This is a genomic window from Paenibacillus marchantiophytorum (assembly GCF_014640555.1).
Lineage (GTDB): Bacteria > Bacillota > Bacilli > Paenibacillales > NBRC-103111 > Paenibacillus_E > Paenibacillus_E marchantiophytorum.
Genome location: NZ_BMHE01000143.1, coordinates 1 through 707 on the forward strand (window position 1 = coordinate 1; position 707 = coordinate 707).

Below are 707 nucleotides of genomic sequence, written 5' to 3' on the forward strand. Positions count from 1 at the left end.
GGGGTAGATGATTGGGGTGAAGTCGTAACAAGGTAGCCGTATCGGAAGGTGCGGCTGGATCACCTCCTTTCTATGGAGACTCGGATCTGATAGATCCAGTCAAGTGTGTTTAACACACAAACCGCTGATTACTCATTTCATTTGTTCAGTTTTGATGGAGCTTGTACATTTCATTAGAAATGTATTCATCAATGTGGGGCCATAGCTCAGCTGGGAGAGCGCCTGCCTTGCAAGCAGGAGGTCAGCGGTTCGATCCCGCTTGGCTCCACCATTAATCTATTGCATACTTCCGCCGCCGATAAGGCGGTGTTGTTGACACTAGGATGATGAAAAAGCATAACATCTAAATATCTTAATATGTCTCTCTAATTGGTAATTTTTGATTGTTGCCATAGTGAGTATGGCATGATAAGATGTAAATCCTGCCGCTGAAACGCGATAGGAACATTGTTCCTTGAAAACTAGATAACGAAACAGTTGCAATTTACCTTTGCGAAGCTTAGGTCAATTGTCAACAAAAAACGTAAAGTAAGAACTTAGGTTGTGTGTTTTTTAGGAAGCATACAAAAATCTTTAAAGTCTTTTCTAGGTTAAGCTAGAAAGAGCACACGGAGGATGCCTAGGCACTAGGAGCCGAAGAAGGACGTGGCGAACGACGAAATGCCTCGGGGAGCCGTAAGCAGGCTTTGATCCGGGGATGTCCGAAT

The 707-nt window shown here is 44.1% G+C and carries 1 tRNA gene and 2 rRNA genes; all 3 read left to right on the top strand.

The features are described 5' to 3' along the window. Window positions 1–70: ribosomal RNA gene (locus tag IEY34_RS36345) — 16S ribosomal RNA — on the top strand; the annotation flags it as partial. Between the two features lie 125 nt (window positions 71–195). Continuing rightward, a tRNA-Ala gene (locus IEY34_RS36350) sits at window positions 196–271 on the top strand. 317 nt (window positions 272–588) lie between these two features. Further along, window positions 589–707, top strand: a 23S ribosomal RNA gene (locus IEY34_RS36355); the annotation flags it as partial.